Origin of the sequence: Thermopolyspora flexuosa (assembly GCF_006716785.1) — a bacterium.
Taxonomy (GTDB): Bacteria; Actinomycetota; Actinomycetes; order Streptosporangiales; family Streptosporangiaceae; genus Thermopolyspora; species Thermopolyspora flexuosa.
Window position 1 is genome coordinate 14,033 of the sequence record NZ_VFPQ01000002.1, and the last position, 19,691, is coordinate 33,723.

At 72.4% G+C, this 19,691-nt stretch carries 18 protein-coding genes; 9 read left to right on the forward strand and 9 right to left on the reverse strand.

The genetic code is table 11. From position 1 onward, the window contains the following. The first annotated feature begins 25 nt into the window (after positions 1 to 25). Positions 26 to 523 (forward strand): MarR family winged helix-turn-helix transcriptional regulator, encoded by a 498-nt coding sequence (locus FHX40_RS22500; RefSeq protein WP_244941617.1) that lies wholly within the window; start codon positions 26 to 28, stop codon positions 521 to 523. Positions 524 to 650: 127 nt separating this feature from the next. On the opposite strand, the gene FHX40_RS22505 is transcribed toward FHX40_RS22500, so the two are convergent. Beyond that, a complete protein-coding gene (locus tag FHX40_RS22505) occupies positions 651 to 1,193 on the reverse strand; it encodes a SigE family RNA polymerase sigma factor (protein ID WP_142261982.1) in 543 nt (180 codons plus the stop codon). Between the two features lie 382 nt (positions 1,194 to 1,575). On the opposite strand from FHX40_RS22505, the gene FHX40_RS22510 reads away from it, so the two are divergent. Both FHX40_RS22510 and FHX40_RS22515 read left to right on the forward strand, forming a co-directional pair. After that, a complete protein-coding gene (locus tag FHX40_RS22510) occupies positions 1,576 to 2,514 on the forward strand; it encodes an RlpA-like double-psi beta-barrel domain-containing protein (RefSeq protein ID WP_142261983.1) in 939 nt (312 codons plus the stop codon). 7 nt (positions 2,515 to 2,521) lie between these two features. Next, entirely contained in the window at positions 2,522 to 3,355 is an 834-nt protein-coding gene (locus FHX40_RS22515) for a MauE/DoxX family redox-associated membrane protein (protein ID WP_142261984.1), read from the forward strand. A gap of 118 nt (positions 3,356 to 3,473) precedes the next feature. Here the strand turns inward: FHX40_RS22515 and FHX40_RS22520 are convergent, their stop codons facing one another. Both FHX40_RS22520 and FHX40_RS22525 read right to left on the reverse strand, forming a co-directional pair. Continuing rightward, entirely contained in the window at positions 3,474 to 4,667 is a 1,194-nt protein-coding gene (locus tag FHX40_RS22520) for an ATP-binding protein (RefSeq protein WP_142261985.1), read from the reverse strand. Between the two features lie 447 nt (positions 4,668 to 5,114). Then, positions 5,115 to 6,647 (reverse strand): radical SAM protein, encoded by a 1,533-nt coding sequence (locus FHX40_RS22525; protein ID WP_211350479.1) that lies wholly within the window; start codon positions 6,645 to 6,647, stop codon positions 5,115 to 5,117. Between the two features lie 409 nt (positions 6,648 to 7,056). On the opposite strand from FHX40_RS22525, the gene FHX40_RS22530 reads away from it, so the two are divergent. Next, the gene (locus FHX40_RS22530) at positions 7,057 to 7,833 is read left to right on the forward strand and encodes a M15 family metallopeptidase (protein WP_142261986.1); all 777 of its coding nucleotides are present in this window, start codon (positions 7,057 to 7,059) and stop codon (positions 7,831 to 7,833) included. A 236-nt stretch (positions 7,834 to 8,069) separates the two neighbouring features. On the opposite strand, the gene FHX40_RS22535 is transcribed toward FHX40_RS22530, so the two are convergent. The 3 genes from FHX40_RS22535 to FHX40_RS22545 form a co-directional block, all read right to left on the reverse strand. Beyond that, the gene (locus tag FHX40_RS22535) at positions 8,070 to 8,465 is read right to left on the reverse strand and encodes a hypothetical protein (protein ID WP_142261987.1); all 396 of its coding nucleotides are present in this window, start codon (positions 8,463 to 8,465) and stop codon (positions 8,070 to 8,072) included. 9 nt (positions 8,466 to 8,474) lie between these two features. Next, entirely contained in the window at positions 8,475 to 8,708 is a 234-nt protein-coding gene (locus tag FHX40_RS22540) for a hypothetical protein (RefSeq protein WP_142261988.1), read from the reverse strand. Positions 8,709 to 8,928: 220 nt separating this feature from the next. Continuing rightward, the gene (locus tag FHX40_RS22545; protein WP_142261989.1) at positions 8,929 to 10,143 is read right to left on the reverse strand and encodes a helix-turn-helix domain-containing protein; all 1,215 of its coding nucleotides are present in this window, start codon (positions 10,141 to 10,143) and stop codon (positions 8,929 to 8,931) included. Positions 10,144 to 10,682: 539 nt separating this feature from the next. Here FHX40_RS22545 and FHX40_RS22550 point away from each other — a divergent pair. The 3 genes from FHX40_RS22550 (at position 10,683) to FHX40_RS22560 (ending at position 13,462) form a co-directional block, all read left to right on the forward strand. Next, on the forward strand, positions 10,683 to 11,543 hold the full coding sequence (locus FHX40_RS22550) for an NUDIX domain-containing protein (protein WP_142261990.1): 861 nt from the start codon (positions 10,683 to 10,685) through the stop codon (positions 11,541 to 11,543). Positions 11,544 to 11,618: 75 nt separating this feature from the next. Further along, on the forward strand, positions 11,619 to 12,638 hold the full coding sequence (locus FHX40_RS22555; RefSeq protein WP_142261991.1) for a permease: 1,020 nt from the start codon (positions 11,619 to 11,621) through the stop codon (positions 12,636 to 12,638). After that, positions 12,635 to 13,462 (forward strand): TIGR03943 family putative permease subunit, encoded by an 828-nt coding sequence (locus tag FHX40_RS22560; protein WP_170198969.1) that lies wholly within the window; start codon positions 12,635 to 12,637, stop codon positions 13,460 to 13,462. The genes FHX40_RS22555 and FHX40_RS22560 overlap by 4 nt, the downstream gene beginning before the upstream one ends. A gap of 160 nt (positions 13,463 to 13,622) precedes the next feature. On the opposite strand, the gene FHX40_RS22565 is transcribed toward FHX40_RS22560, so the two are convergent. Next, positions 13,623 to 14,363: a CHAP domain-containing protein gene (locus FHX40_RS22565; protein WP_142261993.1), complete on the reverse strand. Its 741-nt coding sequence runs from the start codon at positions 14,361 to 14,363 to the stop codon at positions 13,623 to 13,625. A gap of 823 nt (positions 14,364 to 15,186) precedes the next feature. On the opposite strand from FHX40_RS22565, the gene FHX40_RS22570 reads away from it, so the two are divergent. Together FHX40_RS22570 and FHX40_RS22575 are read left to right on the forward strand one after the other, a co-directional pair. Continuing rightward, positions 15,187 to 16,350, forward strand: coding sequence for a MalY/PatB family protein (locus FHX40_RS22570; RefSeq protein ID WP_142261994.1), 1,164 nt, complete (start codon positions 15,187 to 15,189; stop codon positions 16,348 to 16,350). Positions 16,351 to 16,442: 92 nt separating this feature from the next. Further along, positions 16,443 to 16,838 carry a hypothetical protein gene (locus tag FHX40_RS22575; protein ID WP_142261995.1) on the forward strand — a complete coding sequence of 132 codons (396 nt, stop codon included), beginning with the start codon at positions 16,443 to 16,445 and terminating at the stop codon, positions 16,836 to 16,838. 18 nt (positions 16,839 to 16,856) lie between these two features. Here the strand turns inward: FHX40_RS22575 and FHX40_RS22580 are convergent, their stop codons facing one another. Together FHX40_RS22580 and FHX40_RS22585 are read right to left on the reverse strand one after the other, a co-directional pair. Continuing rightward, a complete protein-coding gene (locus FHX40_RS22580; protein ID WP_142261996.1) occupies positions 16,857 to 17,510 on the reverse strand; it encodes a hypothetical protein in 654 nt (217 codons plus the stop codon). A gap of 491 nt (positions 17,511 to 18,001) precedes the next feature. Next, on the reverse strand, positions 18,002 to 19,612 hold the full coding sequence (locus FHX40_RS22585) for a penicillin-binding transpeptidase domain-containing protein (RefSeq protein ID WP_142261997.1): 1,611 nt from the start codon (positions 19,610 to 19,612) through the stop codon (positions 18,002 to 18,004). Positions 19,613 to 19,691 lie beyond the last annotated feature (79 nt).

Here is a 19,691-nt window from a genome sequence, read left to right on the forward strand (position 1 = left end):
AACTATCATGATGTACAGTGTGGCTGTGCAATGGTTGGACGATCCGCGGCTCACTGCCGCAGGCCTGTTCACGGAGGCCTATACCGGCGTGATCGCGCGGATCACGCCGAGCCTCAGCGAAGCCGGGCTGTCCGCGGTCGACTTCGAGACCCTGCTTCGCCTCGCCCGCTCACCCGGCCACCGGCTGCGGATGAGCGACCTCGCCGCCCAGACGAACCTGTCCACCAGCGGCGTCACCCGGGTGGTCGACCGGCTGGAACGCGACAACCTGGTCGTGCGCGTGACCTGCGAGAACGATCGCCGCGCCCTGTACGCGACGATCACCGAGGAGGGCATGGCACGGCTCAACAAGGTGCTGCCGCAGCACCTTGAGGACATCGAGAGGTGGTTCACCGGGCTGCTCACGCCACAGCAGCTCGACGCCCTGCTCGAGGCGCTGCGCGTCATCCGCGACGTGGTACGGCCCTGCGCCACGGCCGGCGCCGAGCGCGGGGAGCCGGAGAAGGGCTGCGGCGCCGCGTGACGCCCGCGCGACGGGCGGGGCCACGGCCCCGGCGGGCGTGAGGCCGCGGCGGTTTTCCGTGCCGGCGGGCGCGACCGGCCGGCCGTACCGGCCGCCGGTGGCGGGCCCTGGTGACCGGTGCCGCCGGTCAGGCGCGGGGCGGGGCCTGGGCCGGGACCTTGAGGTCCCCGCGCAGCTTCGCCATGGCGCGGGAGACCGTGCTCTTCACCGTGCCGACGCTGATGCCGAGCGCCTTGGCGATCTCCGGCTCGGTCATGTCCTCGTAGTAGCGCATGAGGATCGCGGTGCGCTGCCGGTTGGGCAGCCGGTCGAGCGCCTGCTCGAGCAGCTCGAACGCGCGGCCGTGCGCCGCGCCGCCGTCGGGGACGGGGACGTCCGGGATCTCGTCGGAGGGGTATTCCTCGAGTTTGCGGCGACGCCACCAGGAGATGTTGATATTGACCATGGCGCGCCGTACGTAGCCATCGATCGCCCTGCGGTCGTTGATGCGGTCCCAGGCCAGGTACGTCTTCATCAGCGCGGCCTGGAGCAGATCCTCCGCGTCGGTGGAGTTTCCGGCGAGATGGAGTGCCATGCGCAGCAGTACGGGGCCGCGGGCGGCCACGTAGTCGTGGAACGTCTCGTGGCACCCGCCGCCGTCGCACTGCGGACCGTCATGGTTCGTACGCATATTGTGGCCAGAATGACATCCCGCGCCCCTCGTGCGGCCGAACCGGGAATCAGGGTTCCGTCCACCGAATGCAAAGATCGTCCAAGCGATGCACGAACCGCCGTCCACGTCCGCAAATGCGCGGCACGGGTGCACAATCGCCGCATAGCGGAGTGAAACCGTCTCAAGCAGTAGGAGATACTTCGCCCCTCTCCCGGCCGTCGCGTGCATGAATTTGCAGATGCAAGGCACGATTCCGGCTCGACATGTGAGGCTAGAGGGCGGGGGTTCCACGTCGCCGCGGGCTCCGGTGGGTGCCGCCACCGCGGACACGGCGGGCGGGACCTCGCACGCCGGAGCGCCGCCGGGGAGCGGGCCCGGGAGCCAGGGGAGGAGTGGACCGATGAACGTCGAGCGCCGCCGGGCGCGCGCCGCCGCCGTGCTCGGCCGGCAGCCCGCGTCGCTCGGGCCGGTGCCGGGCGAGCGACCGGCGCCCGGCGTGGTGACCGGAGAGATCCGGGACGTCAGCCCGCACCTGCTCGTGCTGGAGAACGCCGACGGCGACGAGGTGCGCCTCGTCATCGCCCCGTGGGCGACCGCCTGGCACGGCGGGGACGCGGCGCCGGCCGACCTGCCGCTCGGGGCCCGCGCGATCGTGCGCACCGCCGGGGAGTACGGCCGGGTCGCCGACCGCATCTGGGTGGACATCACCCGGTTCACCGGGAAGATCCTGCGGGTGCACGGCACCCGGGACCTCACCGTGGAGCTCGACTGCGGCCCGCACCGCGGCCGGCGCACGATCACCATCCCGTACCGGGCCACCGGCCGCATCCAGGTCCGCTACCCCCGGCTGGAGCCGGGCTACCTGTTCGACGCGATCGGCACCCTCGGCAAGGGCAACCCGACCGCGCTGTTCCCGGCCGCCTCGCAGCCGCCGTACCGCGCCGACGCGGTGCCCGCCCCGCCGCTCACCTACGACGTGCCGTCGGTGCAGGTCGGCTCGGCGGTGTGGTCGGACGCGTTCGACGAGGACGAGCGCGGCGCCGCCTACCCGCGGCTGGAGCGGTCCGACGCCGAGTGCGACCAGGTGGGCGTGACCTGCGCCGCCCTGCCGTACCTGGCGCTGGGGTCGGCGCTGCGCGTGGAGAACCAGTGCACGGGGCGGTCGGCGGTGGTGCCGATCGTCGCGTGCGGGTGCCTGACCGGGCGGTTCTGCGACCGGTGCGTGGAGTGCGGGACCTCCGAGCGCGGGAGGATCGTGGAGCTTTCGCCGGCGTCGTTCGTCGAGCTGGGCGGCGAGCTGTCGAGGGGGTGCTTCAATGCCGGTATCGGTTTGGGGTGAGGGTGCGATGACGACGACGATCGCTCTGGCCTCGCTGCCCGTCATCGTGCCGGTGCTGGTGCTCGGCGCGGTGCTCAAGCTGGCGGCGGTACGGCGCGGCGCGGAGCCGGAGGGGCTCGGCGGGCTGGGCCCGACCGTGCTGCTGCCGGAGCGGCTGCGGCGGCCGGCCATCGTGCTGTGCGCGCTGGTCGAGTTCGCGTACGCGGTCGCGCTGCCGCTGTGGGACCACCCGCTGCCGCGGTGGGGCGCGGTGGTGTTCTTCACCCTCGCCACCTACGTGCTGGTGGACCTCAAGCGCCGCCGCCCGGAGGCCGGGTGCGGCTGCTTCGGCGAGGTGAGCCGCAAGCCGGTCGGGCTGCGCTCGATCGGGCGGGCGATGACGCTCGGCCTGATGACGCTCGCCGTCGCGCTCTCCCCGGTCACCGCGGCCGACCTGGTCGCGGGCCTGTCGTGGACGATGCTCGGCTGGACCGTCGCCGCGGCCGCGCTCGTGCTGCTGCTCTCGCCGGAGATCGACGAGATGATCGCCCGGATGCGCTACCGCGCGCCGTGCGAGCTGCGCGAGGCGCCGGTGGAGGACGCGCTGTCCCGGCTCACCGCGAGCGCGGAATGGCGGGAGCGGCGGCCGCTGCTCGTCTCCACCACGCCGGTCGACACCTGGCGGGAGCTGTGCTGGCGGTTCTTCGTCTACGAGGGGCGCACCGCGGACGGGGACGCGGTCGACGTGGTGTTCGCCGTCCATCTCGACGGCGGCCGACACGCCCCCGTCCGCAGCGCGCTGGTCGCCGCCGACGGGACCTCGCTCGAGTCTCTGCCGGAATCTATCCCTGTATCGGCCTGAGACTAGACAGGCGTAGATTCTCCGATCCGGTCGTGCGAATTCGGCTCTCTACGGCTCTCTAGCTTCCCCTCTAGAAAGCCGTAGAGAGGTCTAGGACGTCTTACCCGGTCAACGAAGATCAGACGGGCTGGGCGCGGAGGAACTTCCCGAAGTGCGGGACGGTGAACCCGATGAGCCCGCGCTCGGCGCTGTACACGAGTCCTTTCTTGATCAGGCTGTCCCGGGCCGGGGAGAGGCTGGAGGGCTTGCGCCCCAGCCACTTGGCCACCTCGGACGTCGGCACGGGCTCGTCGCCGTTGGCGGCGCCGATCTCGGCCATCGCGCGCATGTACTCGCGCTCGGCCGGGGTGGCCCGCTCGTACCGGCTGCCGAAGAAGCCGACCGCGAGCTCCTCCTCGGCCTCGGGCGCGGCCACCTTCACGTCGTCCGCGGTGATCGGGCTCCGCGGCGCGGCGTCCCAGGTGACCTTCCCGTACGCCTGGACGAAGTACGGGTAGCCGTCGGCGGCCTCGTAGAGCGCCTCCAGCGCCTCGGGCGTGTACTCCACGCCCTCGCGCTCGGCGGGCGCGATGAGCGCCTGGTCGGCGGCCTCCCGGTCGAGCCGGTCGATCCGCGCGTACCGGAACAGCCGCTCGGAGTAGCTCTTGCTCGCCGAGAGCACGCTCGGCAGATGCGGCAGGCCGGCGCCGACCACGATCAGCGGGCCGCCGGTCTGGGACAGCTCGTGGCAGGCCGCGCACAGCGCGGAGATGTCGGGGGCGCGCACGTCCTGCATCTCGTCGATGAACAGGGCGATGCCGACCCCGAGGTCGGTCGCCACGGACGCGGCGTCCACGAACAGCTCGGTGAGGTCGATCTCCAGGTCGCCGGAGTCGGCGCGGCCGCGTGCGGCGGGCACGTCGATGCCGGGCGACCAGTGCGAGGTGCCCTTCGCGGCGGTCGGGTCGCGCATCGCGAACGCCTTGAGCACGCTGAGGAAGTACTCGATGCGGTCGGGCGCGCGGTGCCGCGGGGCGAGCTCGCGCACGGCCATGTGGAGCGCGGCGGCGATCGGGCGGCGGATCGACTGGTCGGGCCGCGCCTCGATCTTGCCGGTGCCCCACAGCCGCTGCATCGCCATCGACTTGAACGTGTTGAGCAGCACGGTCTTGCCCACGCCGCGCAGCCCGGTGAGCACCATGCTGCGCTCGGGGCGGCCCCGGGCCACCCGCTCCAGCACCACCTCGAACTGGCTCAGCTCGCGGTCACGCCCGGCGAGCTCGGGGGGACGCTGGCCGGCGCCGGGGGCGTAGGGGTTGCGCACGGGGTCCACGCTCTCGGACTTTATGACGGGCTCTAGCGGACGCCGTAGATTTCCGTAGAAAGTCGTACGGCGTGTCGCCCGGCGCGGGCGGCAGGACGGCGCGGCGGTCCGCTCCGCGGCGGGAACCCCGGCCGGCGCCGGGACCCGCGCCAGGGCCGACGCCCCCGTCGACGGCCCGCCCGACGACCCCACCGACGACACGGCCGTGCGCGGTGCGGGCACGGCCGGTGCCAGGAGCACGGTCATCGCGCTCACCCCCTTCCCGGACGCAGGAGTGGCACAAACGTGCGAATCCGCGCGTTCGAGTCCGAACCTGCGTTCGATTCGACGAGGAAGACTGTAGCGCGAGATCGAACATGTGCGCGAGTGTTTCGCCGAAGATTGTCGGCGCGGGCTCATAGGATCTCGGGCAGGGCGACCTTTATGCCCTGCTTTGCACCGACACGTTCCGCCAGGTCACGCGGCTCCCCCACGGCGGACGACAGCCGCTGCCGGGCGAGCGCGGGCCACGCCTGCACCGCGCAGAACGGCGCGCACTGGTCCCGCCGCGCCCGCGTGCCCACGTGCGTCCCGCACTGCACCAGCCGTTCCTCGACCATCGTCGAGATGTCCATGAACGGCTTGACCGTGATCCGCACGACCCGCTCCCCCCAGCAGCCGCCGTACCCGCCGCTGCCCGGGCGACACCGCGGAGGACACCGCGGGCATGGTGAACGCGCCGAGGTCGAAGGCGGCCGCGACGGTCCGCCACAGCTCCCCGGCGGCCGGGTCCGAGAACGACGCCCGCTCCGACAGCAGCCCGAGCAGCGCCTCCTGTACGGCGAGCCGCGCCTCCTTCGGCAGGTCGTCGCCGGCGCCCCCGTCCGGCGCGATGCCGAGGTACTCCTTGAGCCGCCGGTGCCCGACGAGCGCGGCGAGCGACCGCCATCGCCCGGTGGCCTCGTCGCGCAGCAGGTGCCCGACCGAGCCGCAGTGCGGGTGCGAGCCGGGCGGCGCGGTGAGGTCCTGCCAGGTCACCATCCCGCCGGTCTGCGGACCGAGCCGCTTGAGCACGCCGGTGTGGGTGAGCCGGTTCATCGGGTCGATCGCCACCGACCGCCCGGAGCCGAATTGCGGCCGGATCGTCACCCCGCCGACGTACGGGGTCTCGATCGCGAGCCGTACCACGTCGCCGATCTCCTCGTCGTTGACGCCGAGCGCGGCGGTCATCACCAGCGTGGTGAAGATCTCGTACTCCGACAGCCGCCGCACCGCCAGCTCCTTGAACGGCCGCAGGTCGCCGCCGCGGTGGTACCGGTACGCCTCGGCCGAGGTGCCGTCGTACTGCAGCCACACCTCCACCCGCTCGCGGTGCTCGGCGAGCAGGTCGAGCACCGCGCCGTCGCGGGCGAGCAGCAGGCCGTTGGTGTCGACGACGATCCGGGAGATCGGCCGGACCGCGAGCTCGGCGAGCAGCTCGGGCAGCTCGGGGTGGAGGGTGGGCTCGCCGCCGCCGAGCACGAGCACGTCGAGGTGGCCGTCCTCGCGCTCGATGGCCCGGTCGACGTTGTCGAGCACGTCGGCGACCGGCACGACCCGGTTCCGCTCCGGGGAGGAGTCGGCGTAGCAGGTCGGGCAGTGCAGGTTGCACGCCTCGGTGACGTCGGCCACCAGGGTGCAGGTGTGCTGGGTCTGCATCTCCGGCAGGCCGCGCAGGTACGCCGCCGGGACCGGGTCGAAGTTGCCGGTGACGTCCGGGTTGGCGTACGCGACCGGGCCGGTCCACTCCTCCAGGTACGCCAGGATCGTGGCGTCCTCCTCGTAGAGGGTGCGGACCAGCCCGTGGTCCGGGCAGCCGCGCTCCAGGTACACCCGCCCGTTGCGGTCGACGAGCCGCCCGGTGAGCCGCCGTACGTCGCGCAGGTCACCCCCGGCGCGGTGGCAGGCGGGGCAGAACGCGGTGACATAGCGCAGGATGCGGTCGCCGCGCAGCGGTAATGCAGTGGTCATATGTCCGTTTCAGGTTGAGGCCGGTACGGCGCCCGGCCGCGACGACGGAGATGACGGGCCACGGCGTCGGGGCCCGGGATGCCTCACCCGGGAGCGGTACGGCACGGCGCCGCCCCGTCCGGCGCGACCGCCGGGGCGGACAGGTCCCCCGTACGCCGCCGGCGGCCGGTGAGCGGTCCCGCGTCCGGCACGCCCGTGATCACGCGGGTCGCCGTGCCGGGCGACCGCCCGCGCCGGGCCCCGTGCCCCCGCGCCGCGCGCACGCGCACGCCGGCGCCGGGCCCGCCGATCCGCGGTACAGCAAGCACGAGGCACACCTTAATAACGAGTCGTCCGGCAAACCCCCACAACTGCGCAATGTCCCTACGAGGACCGGGAAAACCCGTTCGGATGCGGCTTACCCTGAGGCATGGCTCGCAGACGACTCCTCCCCTACCTGGGACTTCTCGCCGTCGCGGCGGCCACCGCGTGCGGCGGCGGCACCTCCGCGGGGGCCGACGGGGCCGCCGGGCCGCGGAGCGAGGCACGGCAGCCGAGCCCGTCCGTCCCGGACACCGCGTCGCCGGTCCCGTCGGAGACGACGCTGGAGGCGACGCCGAGCCCCACCTCCACCGAGCCGCCGGCGTTCTCCGCGAAGATCCAGAAGGTGGACCGGAGCATGCTCAAGCACTCCTGGCGGCCCGGCTGCCCGGTCCCGGTCGAGAAGCTCCGCATGATCGTCATGCCGCACTGGGGCTTCGACGGCAAGGTCCACACGGGGCGGCTTATCGTCCACGAGTCCGTCGCCGAGGAGGTCGCGGGCGTCTTCAAGCGGCTGTACGGCTGGCGCTTCCCGATCCGCCGCATGGAGCCGGTCGACAGGTACGGCGGCAGCGACTACCGGTCCATCGACGCCGACAACACCTCGGCCTTCAACTGCCGCCGCGCCACCGGCTCCGGCAACTGGTCGAAGCACGCCTACGGCCTGGCGATCGACCTCAACCCCCGGGAGAACCCGTGGGTGAACCCCGACGGCAGCAACGAGCACCCCAACGCCCGCGCCTTCGTCAAGCGCCCGCTCGACAAGCCCGGCGTGATCAACCCGGGCGACCGGGTGGTCAAGGCGTTCGAGCGCGTCGGCTGGGAGTGGGGCGGCTACTGGTCCGGCGCCAAGGACTACCAGCACTTCAGCAAGGGCGGCGGCTGAGCGCCCCGGCTCGGCCGTACCTCCGCCCGGCGATGAGGCCCGGCATCCCGTGGAACAGGAGGTGACACGGGACGCCGGGCCTCGGCGTGGCCGCCGCGGGCTGGGTCGACGTGATGGGGAACGCGTACGGCCACGCGCTGGAAGGGCACGGCGGCGCGCGATCATCCTCGGGTCGGCGCGTCTTCCCCCCGGCGTACCGAGGGCACGCGCCGCCGCGCCCGGCCTGTGGGCCGCCCTCAGCGCGGGACCGGACAGGGGTGCCGGATGTGCGCGTTCGGGCAGCAGATCACGCCAACCGTGACAAACCGGCCGCCGGTCAGCCACTCGCCCCACTGCACGTCCACCCCGCCCGGCAACGCCGCCCGGGCGATGCCGAGCCGGAAGTCGAGCCCGATGCGGTCCGGGTGCAGCAGCGACGCCTGGAACTGCTCGTACTGCTCGGCGAGCCAGCCCACGGCCTTTCCCACATCGCCGAACGTGGCGGCGACCCGGTCCGCGGGCTTGGCAAGCCAGTCACCGGTACGCATCGGCGGCAGCGGCGAGCCGGCGAACTCCGGCGAGATCGTCCGCCGCTCGGCCTCCCGCTCCCGGTCGGCCCCGTTCCCGGTCCACGCGTAGGCGTGCCAGTGCATGCAGACCCCCTACGGTCGGGGCGTGGCGTTCACGTGCCATCGCCCACTGCTCGTCGCGGCGTCGGTCATCTCCGCGTCCCGCATCGCCTCCCACAGGTCCTCCGGCGTGTGCGCGTCGACCACCAACCCCCGCGACACCGGCCAGGCGGCGAACGCCATGAACCGGCGCGACCACGGGCCGTACACGACCACCCACCCGGGCTCCTCCGCATCGAGACGCGCCGCCTCCTCCCGCTGCCTCACATCCCACCGAATCCGCCGCACCGGCGTGTACGGCACACCGCAGCGATGCCGCCCGCCGTTCATGGCCGCCTCCCGGCCGTCATCGCGCAGGTGGCCGTCGCGTGGTCACGGCGATCAGGAGTCGTTACGTGTCGCACATGACTAGTGGACTCTCCGTAAGCGCCGATGGGAGGGCAAGGCAATCCCCCCACGTCGATGGGTAGAGTCCCTACCCCTCAGCTCACGCGGCGGGCAGGCGCAGTTTCCCCGCGAGTTCGCGTGCGTCCTCGCGCACCGTCGGCCCGCCGGACACCATCAGCTCCTGCACTGCCGAGCGGGCGAAGAGGTTGAACCCGATGGTTTCGGGGCTGATCTCGTAGGCGCGGTTGAGCAGATGGACGGCGGCGAGCGGTTCCCGCTTGAGGTGGTAGGCACGTGCCGTCTCGATCAAGTGGAAGCTCCGACGCGTCGCCGACGGCAACTTCGACAGGTCCGTCCGGTCGGCCTGTCTCGTCGCCTCGTGCGCGTCGGCGAGATCGGCGTAGATCGTGATCGCGTAGGCGTCGACCATCGCACGGCCGAACAGCAGCCACGGATGGTGGGCGGTCAGGGCGTCGGCCGCCCGGCCGGCGAGGTCGAAGTGATGCTCCGCCTCCCCCTTGCGCCCGGTCCTGGCCAGGGAAAGGGCGATCGCGAGCTGCTGCAGGCCCCACAACGCGCGGTCGGTCTCGCTCGCATCGGGGCGTAGCAGCCCGGCCACCTGGTGCGCGAGTTCGAGACGCGCCTCGGCCTGCTCGCCCGCTTCGCGGTAGACGTGGTTCATGTACCAGGCCGCCGCGGCGATCGCGTGCGGATCGTCGGCGTCCTGCGCGGCCTGCATCGCCCGGTCTCCGGCCAGCATGACCAGTCCCGGCACCGGCTGGAAGGCCAGATACAACTGCACCAGGTGGTAGACCTGGGCCAGCGACGCCAGAGCGGACCGCCTCTCTCGCCCTTCCAGCAACCGTGCCGACGTGCGCGCATCGCTCAGCAGCCGCGGCAGCACGGCCGCCACGGCGGTGCGCTGATGCGCCGAGCCATGCCACACCATCCAGGCCTGTCTCACGCTCGCCGCCAGTTCCGCGGCGGGCACCGGCTCGCGGTCGCCGCAAACAAGTGGATAGGAGACCAGCGCGCGAGCGATTTCGTCGGCCTTCTCATGACGCGCCTTGCCGTACGTGGCGGTCGTCAGCCGTTGCTCACCGGTGAGTTCGGCCAGATCCCCCACTTCGAGGACCTCCGCCAGACGGACGAGCAGCGGGACACGCGGCATCAGCAGCCTGCCCTTTTCGAGCGCCTTGACCCATTCCTCCGAGCGCCCGCACAACTCACCCAGCACCTTGCGGGTCATACCGGCGCGCTTACGGAAGAACTCGACGCGCTCCCCAAAGCTCATCGGCGTCCTGGCGTCATCCATGCGGCCCCTGCCCTGCCTGAAGTCGCGACGCTCTCAGGCTATGACGCGATCCCGAATCTCGCGAGAGGTAAAGCACAGGCGCCACACAAGCCAGATAACGGCATCTCTGCAGATCTCGGCCAACGAGCATCGATCGCAGAAAGGAACCGGATTCGGGACGCTACGCAGGGTTGATGACAGGTGCTAGGTTGCCAACGCCTTTGCACCCGGCGAATGTTGAACATCAATCAGAAAAGAGGCGGAAATGTGGCGCCTAAGACGTCAGAGAACTTGACAAATTCCCCCAAGTGCCAAGCGTGGCGAAGCACCGCATGTCGTGAACCTCAGCGCCACGGCATGCCGAGCCACGCCGCGAACCCGCTCAGCCCGTCAATCGCCGCCGCTCCCGGTCCACCGGCATCCGCACCGTCCCGCGAGGGTTCGGCCCCGGTGGCATGCACCGGAAGGCCGGCCGCGCGTGCGCCGGTGTGGCCACGATCGGTCACGCTTCGGTGACCGTTCGCCTCGTGCCCGGTACGGCGGGCAGGCAAGATGAAGGCATGACGGTCGGCGACGGCGATGGATGGACGCTGTGCGGGCGGGGGCATCGGCATTGGGGGGTGCACGGGGCGTCCGGGTTGCTGGCCGTACACCACGGGGCGGACGGCACGCCGTACGTGCTGTTGCAGAAGCGGGCGTTGTGGAGCCACCACGGCGGGACGTGGGGGTTGCCGGGCGGGGCGACCGACAGCCATGAGGACGCGATCACCGGGGCGTTGCGGGAGGCGCGGGAGGAGGCCGCACTGGATGCGGGCGCGCTGCGGGTGTGCGGGGTGTACGTCGACGACCACGGCGGCTGGGCGTTCCAGACCGTGATCGCGCAGGCGGCGTCGCTGCTGGAGGCGACGCCGGGCGCGGAGAGCGTGGAGCTGCGGTGGCTGCCCGCGGACGAGATCGCGTCCTGGCCGCTGCATCCGGGGTTCGCGGAGACCTGGCCGGCGATCCGGCGGGAGCTGACGCCGGTGACGGTGGTGCTGGACGCGGCGAACATCGTGGGGGCGCGGGCCGAGCACGGGTGGTGGCGGGACCGGGCCGAGGCGACCCGGCGGCTGCTCGACGAGGTGGGGCGGCTCGCGCGGGCCGGGCTGCGCCGGCCGGTGGACGGCGGGCCCGGGCTGGCGGTGTGGTTCCCGCGGATGACGATGGTGGTCGAGGGGGCGGCCCGGGGCGTCGAGCCGGTGGCCGGGGTCGGCGTGGTGGCGGCGTCGGGCAGCGGGGACGACGCGATCGTCGAGGAGGTACGGCGGGCGCGGCCGTGGGAGCGGGTCGTGGTGGTGACGGCGGACCGTGCCCTGCGGGACCGGGTGGCCGAGCTGGGGGCCGCGGTGGCCGGGCCGAGGTGGCTGCTGTCCCAGATGTGAACGGATCCTGGCGGTTATCCACAGGCCTTGCGGATCACCCGATGTCCGTACTCGGGCTCTGTCAAGATTGTCGCCATGTCCGACAAGGCCCTGCTCGACTGGTCGGCGGAGGCCGACAGTCCCGTGCCGCCCGCTTCATGGGGGCGCAGGTCGGCCGCGGCGCCGCTGCTGCCCTGGGTCTTCGCGGGCCTGGTGGTGGCGCTGTTCGCGGGACGCTCGCTGTTCGCGCCCTACCTCACCTCGCCGGCCCTGCAGACCTGGTCGACGATCTTCGTGGCGGTCTGCGTGCAGGCGCTGCCGTTCCTCGTGCTCGGCGTGCTGCTGTCGGCGGCGATCACCGCGCTCGTGCCGCCGTCGTTCTGGACGCGGGCGTTGCCCCGCCGGCCGTACGCGGCGGTGCCGGTCGCCGGGGCGGCCGGGGCGGTGCTGCCCGGGTGTGAGTGCGCGTCGGTGCCGGTCGCGTCGGGGCTGATGGCGCGCGGGGTGACGCCCGCGGCGGCGCTCGCGTTCCTGCTCGCGTCACCGGCGATCAACCCGGTCGTGCTCGTGTCCACGGCGGTCGCCTTTCCCGGGCGGCCGGAGATGGTGCTCGCGCGGTTCGTCGCGTCGCTCGCGGTCGCGGTGCTCGCCGGGTGGCTGTGGCTGCGGTTCGGGCGGACCGAGTGGCTGCGGGTGCCGCGGGCCTCGGCGGAGCGGGGCTGGCGGGCGTTCCTGGCGGCGATGCGGCACGACCTGCTGCACGCGGGCGGGTTCCTCGTGGTGGGCGGGATCGCCGCGGCGACGCTGAACGTGCTGGTGCCGCGCTCCTGGCTGGCGGCGGTGGCCGAGGTCGGGTGGCTGTCGGTGCTGGTGCTGGCACTGCTCGCGGTGGTGCTGTCGATCTGCTCGGAGGCCGACGCGTTCGTGGCGGCGTCGCTCACCGCCTTCTCCCCGACCGCGAAGCTCGCGTTCCTCGTCGTCGGGCCGATGGTCGACCTGAAGCTGATCGCGCTGCAGGCGGGCACGTTCGGGCGGTCGTTCGCGGCGCGGTTCGTGCCGCTCACGCTCGCGCTGGCGATCGTCGTCAGCGCCGTCACGGGGTGGGTGCTGCTGTGAGCCGGTTATCCCAGGGACTGGTGCTGTTGCTGCTCGGCGGGGCCGTGCTGCGGATCTCGGCCTTCACCACCGAGTACCTCAACTACGTCAAGCCGGGGTTCCGGCCGTTCCTCATCGCCGCCGGGGCGGTGGTGTTCGCCCTCGGGGTGGCCACCCTGGTGCAGGAGTGGCGGCGGCCGCAGGACGCGGCGCGGGAGCGGTGGCCCGCCGCGGCCGACGGGTACGGCGGGCACGCCGAGGCCCACCAGGACCCGCACGCCGGCGCGCACGCGGCCGGGCCCGGGGACGGGCATGCGGGCGGGCACGGGCACGACCACTCGCGGGGTCCCCGGGTGGCGTGGCTGATGTGCCTGCCGGTGTTCGCCATCTTCCTGATCGCGCCGCCGGCGCTGGGGTCGTTCGCCGCGGCGCGGGACGACGTCGCGCCTCCCCCGCCGCCGCGCGAGGTGGTCGAGGGGTACGAGCCGCTGCGCGGGGACGGGCCGATCGCGATGCCGATCGGCGAGTTCGTGGGACGCGCCTGGGGTGACCCCAAGCGCAGCCTCACCGGCAAGCAGGTGCGGCTCACCGGGTTCGTGGTGCGGTCGAAGAAGTCGGACACCTGGTACGTGGCGCGCATGCAGCTCAACTGCTGCGCGGCGGACGCGATCGCGCTCAAGGTCGCGGTGCGCGGGGCGCCCGCGCCGCCGGAGAACACCTGGGTGGAGGTGACCGGCACGTGGATCCCGCCCAAGTCGGACAGGCTCCCGCTGGGGACGGTGCCGCCGCAGCTCCGCGCGACCGACGTGACGAAGGTGCCGCGGCCGGTCGAGCCGTACGAGTGATCGCCGGGTGAGGTGCCGGGCCGGGTACGGCGTCCGCCGTGCCGACGCCTGCGGAGTTCCCGGACATGACGACGGGTCGGCCGGGGCCGCAGGAGGAACGCGGCCCGGCCGACCCGTTTCGGTGGAGGGGAGAGAAGGGGGAGAGGGGGATCGGGGGCGCTCAGCCGGAGTCGTCGCGGCGGGTGCGCGCCGGCGCGAGCCGGGCGGCGAGCCGCTGCCCCAGCGAACTCTTCTTGACCACGGCGGCGGCGATGAGGGCCGGGAGGAGCAGGGCGCTCACGGTGAGCGGCTCCATGATGCCCTCGTGCTCGGCGGCCGGGGCCGGGGTCGCGGTCGAGGTGCTCGTGGTGGTCTCCGACGAGCCGCGTGCCGCGTTGGAACCGGCGGCCTCCTCGGCCTTCTTCTTCTGGCTGACCAGGACGGTCTTGCGCTGGTTCTGCTGCCGCACGACCTCCGGGTAGCCGTAGCCCACGATGGTGGCGTCGCTGCGGATCTTGGAGACGACCGCGTTCGAGATGTTGCCCTCGATCGTCTTGATCGTGCCGTCGCTCAGGACCTCCTTGACGAGGCCGACGTGGTCGATCGCGTCGATCTCGTCGGAGCCGTCCCAGTCGAAGAACACGATGGCACCGGGCACCGGCTTGTCGCCGAACGCGCCCTTGCTCTCGAACCACTTGGCGTGCTCGACGGTCCACGCGTACTGGCCGACGGCGTCCTGCAGACCGGCCTGCGTCGCAGCCCAGGAGACGAACATGTCGCACCAGGCGGCATTGCTGTAGCCGGGTTCCTTGGCATGGGTGTTCTGGTACCACTGACCGAACTTGGTGTGACCGCCCGGGCCCTCACCGTAACCAAGCTGGGATTCGGCAATCTTGAGCAAAGCGTCGGTGTGCTGAGACATAAGCAAATGAGGAAGGCGCTACTCGGGGCCGTGAGAAAAGATCAACGCCGCGCCGCCGTACGGCCGGCCGACCGAGCCGCTCTGTAGGAATCGGGACTTCGTCCACGCTCGACGTCCAGCGAAAAGAATTGGCGTGGACGTGACGGCCTTGGTCTGCGGTTCAACCGCTGGTCACCAGATAACAACACACCCCAAGCCCAGGTCAAGCCCGGTCAGGACGGGTTTGCGATCGTTTCCGAGGGCGGCGGAGAAGTCCGAAGGAAAGCCGGAAGGTAGATTACGAATCTATAACGCCTGCATTTCAGGCGATGCCGCGCGATTATTCGATCTACCTTTCCTCGCGCCACCGAGATCGAATTCGCCGAATGTGATGTGCGTCACATGTGAAGCTCCCTTGGCGTAACCGCCACCCGGTTGACGCAAGCGCAAAGTCCGGGTCCGCCCCGCCGCTCCCGCAGACCGGGGCCGCCCTCGTCGCCCGGCCGTACCGCACTCCAGTGCCGACCTCCGGGACGGCACGAGCACGGCCGCCCGCGGACGTGCGGGCGTCGTGCATGCGGCGCCGCGTCGCCCTGGACGACGGCGGCATCCGGGCCGCGGGCGTGAGCAGCGTGAGCGTCCCGGCAAGGTCGCGGTAAGTTTTGTGGCATTCGCACCATTCGCCGGGTTCGGAAGGGCACACCATGATCGGGCGTGAGCGGAGCTCCGTCAGGCGGCCGAGCCCGGCCGTACCGGTACGCGCCGCGGCGACGGTCCCGGCCGCTCCGGACTCGTCCCCGGCCCGCCCCCACGCCGTGGCCAACCAGCGAAAGGACCCCCGACAATGACGACGGCACGGTTCGACGCGATCACCATCGAGGAGCTTCGGGCGCGCGGCGGCATCAAGTGGTCGCGTTACCCCGGGAAGATCGGGGCGTTCATCGCCGAGATGGACTTCGACGTGGCTCCCCCGATCACCCGGGCGCTGCACGAGGGGGTGGACGAGGGCGCGTTCGGCTACCTGCCCCCGCCGCTCGTCGACGACATGGCCCGGGCGTGCGCGGAGTGGTACCGCACCCGGTACGGCTGGGACGTGCCCGCCGCCCGTATCCGCCCGATGGCGGACGTGATCGCCGCGTTCACCGCGACGATCCGGTTCTTCACCCGGCCCGGCTCGCCGATCATCCTGCCGACCCCGGCGTACATGCCGTTCCTCACCGAGCCCGCCGCCCTCGGCCGCGAGGTCATCCAGGTGCCGATGCGCGACACCCCCGAGGGCCCGCGCTACGACCTCGACGCCCTCGACCGGGCGTTCGCGGCGGGCGGGCACCTGCTCGTGCTGTGCAACCCGCACAACCCCATCGGCCGGGTGCTCACCCGCGACGAGATGCTCGAGATCAGCGAGGTGGTGGCGCGGCACGACGGCCGCGTGTTCGCCGACGAGATCCACGCGCCGCTCGTCTACCCCGGCCACCGGCACGTGCCGTACGCGTCGCTGTCCGAGGTCACCGCCGCGCACACGATCACCGCCACCTCGGCGTCGAAGGCGTGGAACCTGCCCGGCCTCAAGTGCGCCCAGATGATCTTCTCCAACGAGGCGGACCTGGAGACCTGGTTCCAGGTGAGCGGGTACACCGAGTACGGCACGTCCAACCTGGGGCTCGTCGCCAACACGGCGGCGTACGCCGCAGGTGGGCCGTGGCTGGACGAGGTGATCGGCTACCTCGACGGCAACCGGCGGCACCTGGCCGAGCTGCTCGCCGAGCATCTCCCCCAGGTCCGGTACACCCCGCCGGAGGGCACCTATCTCGCCTGGCTCGACTGCCGCGAGCTCGACCTCGACGGGTCGCCCGCGGACTTCTTCGCCGACCGGGCCGACGTGGTGCTCACCGACGGCGCGGCGTGCGGCGAGGCGGGCGTCGGGTTCGTCCGGTTCAACTTCGCCACGCCCCGGCCGATCATGCGGCTCGCCGTCGAGCGCATGGCGAAGGCGCTCAGCGAGCGCTGACCCCGCGCTCCGCCCCTGGTGAACCCGGGCGTATCCGGCCGAAGGCGGCCAAACCCCGGCGGCTGTCAGCCTCGGTTGCTACGCTCGCGGCCATGATCAAGATCGCGTACCGAAGGAGGATCATCTCCGCGAGCCTGGGGGTCGTGCTCGGCTTATCCGCGATCACCGCGTGCTCCGACGTGCAGCAGATCTTCGAGGAAGGGGCGAAGCAGGGCGCCGCGGAGGGCGCGCTGCAGCCGCTGGGCCGGCTGGCCGTGGAGCAGATCGCCCAGGTCAAGCTCACCGACGACCTCGAGTGCGAGGCGCACGACATGACGGACGGCAGGGTGCCGGTCACGTGCACCGGTCAGACCCAGGACGGCGACAAGGTCGCGCTCGAGGCCAGCGTCACCTCCACCGACCTGGAAAAGGGAGCGGTCAGGGGCAGGTTCACCATCGTCATCAACGGGCGGACGGTCACCGAGCTGGACTGCGTCGGCATCTGCTGACCCCGGCGCGCGCCGCCGTCATTCGCCGCCCTGCGCGTCCACCCGCTCCAGCAGCGACCACAGCGCGGCGAGCACGGACGACAGCCCGTCCACGATCGTGCCGCCGATCCGGTACCGCCCCGCCGCGATCGGCGCGGGCCGCACGACCGGCCCGTACGCCGCGGAGAGCATGAGCGTGGCACCGCCGCGATCGACCGCGATGCCCATCAGCGCCCGCTCGGCCGCCGGGGACGCCGCGACGTCACCGCGCCGGTAGTAGCCCTCGGCGAGGTTCGCCGCGATCGCGGCCCCGGCCGGGCCCGCGTCGGCGTGCACGGCGGTGCCGTGGAAGACGAAGGCGAGGGCGTCCAGACGGGTGGGTGCGCACCGCGGCTCGCCCAGCGCCGCGAGGTCCGGCGGCTCGGGCGGCGGCATCGCGCCCACCCATTCGGTGATCAGGGCGAAGTACGTCTGCGGATCCTGGCCGGCGAGCTCCCAGATGATCGGATCCACGGCGAACAGGCTGTAGCCGGGCGGCCCCGGCGGGTCGGCCAGGGTGTTGTAGACGGTGGCGAGGGTGGGCGGGAACCGCTCCGGCCCCATGGCGACGAGCAGCCCGTGCACCGCCTGGGCGATCGGCCCCTGCCCGTGATCCGGACAGGCCGACACGTCGCAGAAGCGCTCGTCGGCCACGGATGAACCCCCTTGCCGGTCTCGCCGCCACGCCATCGCGGCCCTGCCGTACCGTGACGACACGGACGCACACCGTAACGATTCCATGGCGCCCGCTCCGCCCGCAGGGTTTTCGCCGGATCGCCTCCCGGCGCCGGGCCGTACGGCGGGCCGGACGCGGGGCCGCGGCTCGCCCCGACGCCGCTGCAATTGCGCTCAAGGTGCGCCGACCGCGCGGGCGGCCACGCAACTTCGGCGGCGGACTCAGGAGGCCCGCGCGTCCGCCGCCTCGGTCGCCGCCCGGGGCCGGTACGACCCGGACGGCGTCTTCCAGGCCCTGTGGCGTCCTTCTCCGGCCGCGCATCGAGCACAAGAAGCAGGACTGCTACGAATAGTGCTCGGCCAGGGGCCATGACGTTCGGATAGCGTGAAACAGTCCAGTACGTGATCACCGCGGAGGTCCGGCGATCGCATGAGGCCACGCCGGAGACGGGCGGGTGCGATCAGTTCGATCACAGCGCCGCGAGGAATCTCGCGGCGAGCGGTGCCGCCGCCTGGCCACCCGCTCCCGCGTTGCGGACGAAGACCGCGAAGGCGAGCGAACCCCGGTAACCGATGAACCAGGCGTGCGGCCGCTGCCCCGCCACCTCGGCGGTGCCGGTCTTGCCCGCCGTACCGGCCGGAAGACCGGCGGACGCGGCCGTACCCTCGGACACCACGGCCGCCATCATGGTGCGCAGGCCCGCGGCCACGTCCTCGCCGAGCGGCACCGGCGGTGGCGCGTCCGCGGACGGCTCCGCGCTCATGATCGCCGGTTTCCACACGCCGTCGGCCACCGCCGCGGCGACCTCCGCCATGCACAGCGGGCTCGCCTGCACCGAGTTCTGCCCGATCGCGTCGGCCCCGAGCTCGTCGTTGCTCTGGTGCGGGCGGATCCGGCAATAACTCAGCCCCGGCTTCTCCCGGAACCCGAACCGGTCCGCCGCCTCGCTGCGCAGCCCGCCGTCTCGCAGCCGCTCGTACGTCTGCTGGACGAACGTGGTGTTGCAGGACAGCGCGAACGCCCTGGTCAGGGGGACCGTCCCGCGATCGGCGGGGTCCGCGTTGGTGAAGCCGCGGCCGCCGGGGATGGTGTACGAGCCGGGGCACGGCACCGGGGACTGCGGGGTGAGCCCGCCGCGCAGCAGCGCCGCCGCGGTCACCACCTTGAACGTCGACCCGGGCGGGAACAGCCCGATGAACGCCTGTTTGCCGCCGAGCGTGTCGGCCACCGCGCGTACCTGCCGGGTCTCGACGTCGACGGCCACGATCGCGGCGGGCTCGGCCACACCGTCGAGCGCCCGCGCCGCGGCCCGCTGCACCCGCAGCGAGATCGTGGTCCTCCGCCCCTCCGGGCCGGTCTCCGGGGACCGGACGAGCACGCGGCCGGAGGGCACCTCCTCGATCGCGATCTCGACGGCCGTGCCGTCCAGCCCGGTGAAGTAGTCCCCCGCCCTGCTGTTCCGAGGGAACGGCCTGCCCTCCATGGTGAGCGTGGCCGGCCGGGCCACCCGCTTCTCCCTGAGGCGCAGGCTTCCGCCGTCCTTCAGCGAGGGGTGCATCGTCTCCGGCGACCAGAGCACCTTCCACTCGCCGTCGCGCAGCGCCAGCCGCAGCACCGAGGAGAACTCCCAGGGGCGGCCCAGCCCGGCCACCTCCCGTACCCCGGTGAACGGCAGCTCCGCCGCATCCTCCCCCTGGCGGCGCAGCTCCCCGGCGGTGAGCGAGATCGACAAGACCCGCAGCTCGGCGTCGAACCGCTCGTGGCGCGCGATGAAGTCGGTCGGCGGATCGGCGACCAACGCGAGCATCGCGAGGTTGTCCCGTGCCTGCCAGGCGTCGAGGTACCGCGCCGCCGTGTCCTCGGGCCCTTGGGTCTGCGTCACCTCCGGCGTGGGCTCGGCATCCGGCTCCTCCGGTGACTCGGTCGCGGGCTCCGGCTCGGCCTCGTCCTCGGGCGCGGCCGGGCTCGCCGCCACCGAACGCGTCTCGGCGGGCCGCAGGGCGACCACCACCCCGTACACACCGACCGCGACGACCGCGACCACCATTGCGATCAGCCCCGCGAGCCGTGGAACGCCCATCCATGTCACCTCGCCACGACGCAGGTCAGCCGATTTTGATCATAGAAACACCGATTCACACCAGAGCAGCGATTTTTCG

What these genes read in the sequence shown, in the direction of transcription:
- FHX40_RS22555 (WP_142261991.1), top strand. Translation starts at nt 11,619, where the DNA reads ATGTCCGACAAGGCCCTGCTCGACTGGTCGGCGGAGGCCGACAGTCCC.
- FHX40_RS22575 (WP_142261995.1), top strand. Translation starts at nt 16,443, where the DNA reads ATGATCAAGATCGCGTACCGAAGGAGGATCATCTCCGCGAGCCTGGGG.
- FHX40_RS22545 (WP_142261989.1), bottom strand. Translation starts at nt 10,143, where the DNA reads ATGGATGACGCCAGGACGCCGATGAGCTTTGGGGAGCGCGTCGAGTTC.
- FHX40_RS22550 (WP_142261990.1), top strand. Translation starts at nt 10,683, where the DNA reads ATGACGGTCGGCGACGGCGATGGATGGACGCTGTGCGGGCGGGGGCAT.
- FHX40_RS22510 (WP_142261983.1), top strand. Translation starts at nt 1,576, where the DNA reads ATGAACGTCGAGCGCCGCCGGGCGCGCGCCGCCGCCGTGCTCGGCCGG.
- FHX40_RS22585 (WP_142261997.1), bottom strand. Translation starts at nt 19,612, where the DNA reads ATGGGCGTTCCACGGCTCGCGGGGCTGATCGCAATGGTGGTCGCGGTC.
- FHX40_RS22515 (WP_142261984.1), top strand. Translation starts at nt 2,522, where the DNA reads ATGACGACGACGATCGCTCTGGCCTCGCTGCCCGTCATCGTGCCGGTG.
- FHX40_RS22505 (WP_142261982.1), bottom strand. Translation starts at nt 1,193, where the DNA reads ATGCGTACGAACCATGACGGTCCGCAGTGCGACGGCGGCGGGTGCCAC.
- FHX40_RS22565 (WP_142261993.1), bottom strand. Translation starts at nt 14,363, where the DNA reads ATGTCTCAGCACACCGACGCTTTGCTCAAGATTGCCGAATCCCAGCTT.
- FHX40_RS22530 (WP_142261986.1), top strand. Translation starts at nt 7,057, where the DNA reads ATGGCTCGCAGACGACTCCTCCCCTACCTGGGACTTCTCGCCGTCGCG.
- FHX40_RS22525 (WP_211350479.1), bottom strand. Translation starts at nt 6,647, where the DNA reads ATGACCACTGCATTACCGCTGCGCGGCGACCGCATCCTGCGCTATGTC.
- FHX40_RS22570 (WP_142261994.1), top strand. Translation starts at nt 15,187, where the DNA reads ATGACGACGGCACGGTTCGACGCGATCACCATCGAGGAGCTTCGGGCG.
- FHX40_RS22535 (WP_142261987.1), bottom strand. Translation starts at nt 8,465, where the DNA reads ATGCACTGGCACGCCTACGCGTGGACCGGGAACGGGGCCGACCGGGAG.